Below are 4,826 nucleotides of genomic sequence, written 5' to 3' on the forward strand. Positions count from 1 at the left end.
TCCCTGGCCATCGCCTGCATCGTGATCATTATGGGCACCTGGATCGACAAGGGCCTGGGCATGATCTCGGGTGGTTTCGTGCCCAACCCAATGCACGAGGTCAACGAATACATTCCCACCATGCCGGAAATCGGCATTACCCTCGGTGTCTATGCCGTCGGCGCCTTAGTCCTGACCGTCCTTTACAAGATGGCCGTGGGTGTCAAGCAAGAGGTCCACGGCTGATCACTTTGCCAGCAACCTGAACATCAAATGGCGGGGGTTTTCCCCGCCATTTTTTTGTCCGCTGCAAGACGGCGCCGTGGATAGATGATAAAATGGTGTGGTCTGGACAATCGCTTAGTACGATCCGCCTGTCTGCCGTACGATCAATGGAGGAGGTCGCATCGGCCGGAGTCCCCGCCGGACCTTATCCGAGTGCCGCAGTTGGCCCGTAGACATCCCCGCCCTCGATTTTCAGGCTTTCCTCTGCGCCACAATTTTAACCTCGATGTGGATGATATCGAACACCAGGTGCATGCCCAGATGCTCGAAAAAACGGGTGGATCCATAGATGATGTTCCAGCGCGTCCGATCCAGATCAAACCGCGCCTTGGCCGTGATCGTGCCATCGAGGGCCTGATAGACCGTGGCGGGGAAATACAATCCCGCTTTGATACCTCTAAGGGCCAATTCACCTTGTACATCGACGTTGGGTGCGCTGACATACGGCTCGTTTCTGGGCGTGCCCGATTGGATCGTGAACGTGGCAGTGGGGAACACCCGGATAAAAAAGAAGTCATCTGATTTAAGGTGGGATATCAGCACCGGCTGCGATTCGTCTCCGGCCAGGCTTTGGTTATCGATGGCATCCATGTCGATCTCGAATGTGCCGACGGGCTTGCCGTTTTTCACCCTGAGTTCTCCCTTTTTGATGCGCACCGTGCCGTCATGTTTGGTGTTGGGATTGTGGCCGGCCCATTCAAGAACGCTCTGATCCGCATCGACCCGATAGGTGCCGTCCCGCAATGCCAGCAGCCGTTCAGGCAGGGGAGGTGTGTCGACCGATTCCCCTTCAGCCGGATATCCCGCTGTCCGCCAGCCGTCGATGCCGCCGTCGAGAATGAAAAGATTGTCAAATCCTTCCCGCTCCAGCTTTTCCGCGGCGACTGCCGCATCCATGCTTTTCTCACTGGCGCCATAAAGGACGAGTCGGGCATGTTTGTCAGTGGTGAGGGCCGCGATCTGATCCAGGTAGTTCACCTCAAAGACGCAGGCATGGCTGGCTCCCGGCAGATGGATTGCCTTGAAATGGTCACTGGTGAGGGTGTCGATTAGAATAAAGGGCTTTTGTGCAACAACCCACTGGTTAAACGCCTGCGGTGAAATTTTTTCGATGGCGGGTGTTCCCATAATCGTTCTCCTTGGTATTGTCTATTCATCGCTTGCTGCGCTATTTGCTCGAATCCGAAATGGTATAAAGCCATGGCAGTGGTTGGTTCCATTGCGTGCATGATGACCCTGATTCGGGGGAAGCGACACGACCGGAATCAGGCGGCCTCTTTTTCGCGAAGCGGTGTCGCGGCGCATGTTCGCCCCAGGCCTTTGGCGAGCCACGCCCGCGCCGCTTCGACGTCCGCCGACGTAAGTTCATGGCCGGCATCCGTGTCGATTACCTCCACCGATGCACCTGCCTTTTTCAGCGTTCGGACCAGCCGCTGTGTCTCCGCCCATGGGATGACCCGGTCGAATCGTCCCGTGGTAATCAGGATCGACCTGCATGTTAAATCAGGTAACTGCCCCATTTTCAGAGGCATCATCGGGCGAAAGAGGATGGCACCGGAAAAAACCTCCGGGCGCAGAAACAAGATCGCGGCGGCTATGTTGGCACCGTTGGAATACCCCAGGGCGATGAAATTTTCGCCCGGTCGTCCATAACGACGCGAGGCGACGGTCAGAAAGTCACTTAAATCATGCGCATTGTGACGCACGTCGTTTTCATCGAACACGCCTTCCGCCAGCCGCCTGAAGAACCGGGGCATGCCGTTTTCAAGCACCTTGCCCCGGGGGCTGATGATCGCAGCCGACGGGTTGACCTGCCGAACCACGGGAATCAGGTCGTGCTCGCTGCCGCCGGTGCCGTGAAGGGCCACGATGGTTTCTCCTTCGGTTCCACTGGGTTCCGCGGGCACATAGAGATGCCGAAAATCCGGCAATTCCAGAGGCGGCAACTGCTTCTCGATCCGTCCGCGCAAGGGTTCGTGTCGGGCTGGCAGCTTCAGGGCCGTGCCCAGATCGCGACGATCTTCATCCACGCCAAATCCCGGCGGGTCGGTGGCGATTTCGAAGAGCACCCCGCCGGGTTCATTGAAATAGATGGACTGGAAGTAGGTGCGATCGCGTACGCCGGTGACGGACAGACCGTGCCGCTGAAGCCGCTGCCGCCATGCCTGCTGTTCCCGGCTGTCCCGGGTACGAAAGGCGATGTGGTGGACGGTGCCGCCGCCGGAACGTCCCCTGCCGGCTGACGGATCAACGATCACATCCAGCAGGTGGCCGGGAGCGTTGGCGTCGTGCATGGCAAACCGGTAGCGGCTGCCCTCCGGCTGGCCGGGCGTCATGCCCATGCCGTCAACGAGGACTTTTTCCGTGGCATCGATCCGGTCTAACAGCAGAGTCGCTGAATGAAATCCGATGATGGCCATCTGCGACTCCGGTGCTCGCTCGCTCGGGTCGTCACTCGACGGTGTCCCGACTAGTTCCAGGGGGAGGCCGTGGGGATCGGTAAACCGGATGACCGGTTCTCCGAATCGACTTTCGGTGGCAACGGCGATGTCGTATCCTTCAAGGCGTTGGGTCCAATAATCGACTGAGAAGCGGGGTACGGAAAAGGCGATGGCAGAGACCATTCCGGTCCCGGGTTTCCCCTGGGGAAGCTTCTCCCACGGGAAGAACGTGAGAATGGTGCCGGGGCGGCCCGTTTCGTCCCCGTAATAGAGATGATAAGTAAACGGATCGTCGAAGTTGACGGTCTTTTTGACCAGTCGCAGTCCCAGCACACGGGTATAGAAACGGTAATTGTCTGCGGCCGAGGCGGCCACAGCGGTGATATGGTGAATGCCGCTGATGGGTGGGTTGTCATTGGATGGTTTCATACAGGACCTCTTTATTTGTCTTGAAATCAAGATAAAAGGTTAAAAAAATCAGTCGTCCACGGTCATTTGCTGTGCTTGAAGGCCGACTTTTTTCAGCAGGCGCACCAGTTCGGTTCGCTCTTCAGCGGTCAGTGCACCGGCGGCCTTTTCAAGGTTTTGTGCGTGCCGTCGGAAGGCCTGGGAGACAATACGGCGGCCGGTTTTGGTCAGGTGAACATAAAAACAGCGGCCGTCTGACGGGTCCTGAATACGCTGCACGTGACCCGCATTTTCCAGCCGGTTGACGGCGGCCGTCATCGAACCGCTGCTCAGCAGCACTTTCTCGCCGATCTGGTTGATGGGCAGAGGCCCCTTGTGCAACAGCGCCTCCATGATGGCGAAGTCCGAAAGGGTCAGACCGGTTCGGCGAATGCTGTCGCGATCCACCCGGTCCACCGCTTTGGCCGCTTTCCAAAGCACGAGTCGTATGTGTGATCCGGTTTGCATATGGGTAAGGTAAGGAAAAATATCTTGATGTCAAGATATATCGCCTGCCGGGCAAATCCGGCGGCCTTCGGTATGACCCGCTCTTTTCGGCATAGTCACCGGCCGCTTTTCTTTTCAATGGCGGCGATTTGTGCTAAACACGTGTCGTAACCATCGCAGCGGGTTTGCGATTTCAAAAGATCGTTCAGGGGATAGCGATATGATCGTCGACGGAAAACAGATCCGGCCCATATGGCTGGAAAAAGACCGGATCACCGTGAAGGTGATCGACCAGCGCCAGCTGCCCCACCAGTTCGTCGTGGCCGATTTGACCACGGTGGACCAGGTGATACACGCCATCCGGGAAATGTTCGTCCGGGGCGCTCCGCTGATCGGCGTCACCGGCGCATACGGGGTAATGATTGCGGCCGTAAACGGGAAGTCGGCCTCCGACCATGTGGGGTTCATCCTTCAGGAATGCGGACGGGTCAAGGCTGCCCGGCCCACGGCCGTGAACCTGGCCTGGGGAGTGAATCGAGTGCTTGAAAAGGTGCTTGCCGCCGGCTCACCAGCCGATCGCATCGACGCCGCCCGCACTGAGGCCGCCGTGATTGCCGAGGAAGAGGTGGAGAACTGCCGCCGTATCGGCGTCCATGGTGCCGGGCTCATCGAGGCCGTCAGCCGCAAGAAAAAGGGATCGACGGTTAACGTTTTGACCCATTGCAATGCGGGCTGGCTGGCTTGCATCGAACACGGCACGGCCACCGCTCCCATTTACGAAGCCTTCAACCGCGGGGTGGATCTGCACGTATGGGTGGATGAAACCCGTCCGCTGAACCAGGGCTCACGGCTGACCGCCTGGGAACTGAGCAAACAGGGGGTGCCCCATACGGTGATTACGGACAACGCCGGCGGCCACCTCATGCAGCACGGTCGCGTGGAGATGGTGATCGTGGGCACCGACCGCTCTACCCACACCGGCGACGTGGCCAACAAGATCGGCACCTACCTCAAGGCGTTGGCAGCCAGGGACAACAACATCCCTTTTTACGTGGCCCTGCCATCCTCCACGTTCGACTGGACCATGACCGACGGGGTGAAAGAGATCCCCATCGAAGAGCGCAACCCCGACGAGGTGCGCTACATCCAGGGGTTGGCCGACGGCCGGATCACCCGGGTGCTGGTGCCCCCCGAATCCAGCCCGGCGGCGGACTTCGCCTTTGACGT

4 protein-coding genes and 1 pseudogene are annotated in these 4,826 nt (G+C 58.7%); 2 read left to right on the forward strand and 3 right to left on the reverse strand.

Going from position 1 to position 4,826, the window contains the following annotated elements; translation table 11 throughout:
- A pseudogene (locus QNK41_RS20660) lies at positions 1-225 on the forward strand (menaquinol oxidoreductase); the annotation flags it as partial.
- Positions 226-456: 231 nt separating this feature from the next.
- Here QNK41_RS20660 and QNK41_RS20665 read toward each other — a convergent pair.
- The 3 genes from QNK41_RS20665 to QNK41_RS20675 form a co-directional block, all read right to left on the reverse strand.
- Positions 457-1,392 carry a YceI family protein gene (locus QNK41_RS20665; RefSeq protein ID WP_319261021.1) on the reverse strand — a complete coding sequence of 312 codons (936 nt, stop codon included), beginning with the start codon at positions 1,390-1,392 and terminating at the stop codon, positions 457-459.
- A gap of 137 nt (positions 1,393-1,529) precedes the next feature.
- Positions 1,530-3,134: a VOC family protein gene (locus tag QNK41_RS20670; RefSeq protein WP_319261024.1), complete on the reverse strand. Its 1,605-nt coding sequence runs from the start codon at positions 3,132-3,134 to the stop codon at positions 1,530-1,532.
- A gap of 48 nt (positions 3,135-3,182) precedes the next feature.
- Positions 3,183-3,593, reverse strand: a complete 411-nt coding sequence (locus QNK41_RS20675; protein WP_319261028.1) for a MarR family transcriptional regulator — start codon at positions 3,591-3,593, stop codon at positions 3,183-3,185.
- A 226-nt stretch (positions 3,594-3,819) separates the two neighbouring features.
- On the opposite strand from QNK41_RS20675, the gene mtnA reads away from it, so the two are divergent.
- A partial coding sequence (mtnA, locus tag QNK41_RS20680) for an S-methyl-5-thioribose-1-phosphate isomerase (RefSeq protein ID WP_319261031.1) occupies positions 3,820-4,826 on the forward strand: 1,007 nt, incomplete at its 3' end.

Source organism: Desulfosarcina sp. (assembly GCF_033791525.1).
GTDB lineage: Bacteria > Desulfobacterota > Desulfobacteria > Desulfobacterales > Desulfosarcinaceae > Desulfosarcina.

Excerpts from the sequence above, each read along its gene's own strand:
- QNK41_RS20670 (WP_319261024.1), bottom strand. The coding sequence starts at position 3,134 with ATGAAACCATCCAATGACAACCCACCCATCAGCGGCATTCACCATATC.
- QNK41_RS20665 (WP_319261021.1), bottom strand. The coding sequence starts at position 1,392 with ATGGGAACACCCGCCATCGAAAAAATTTCACCGCAGGCGTTTAACCAG.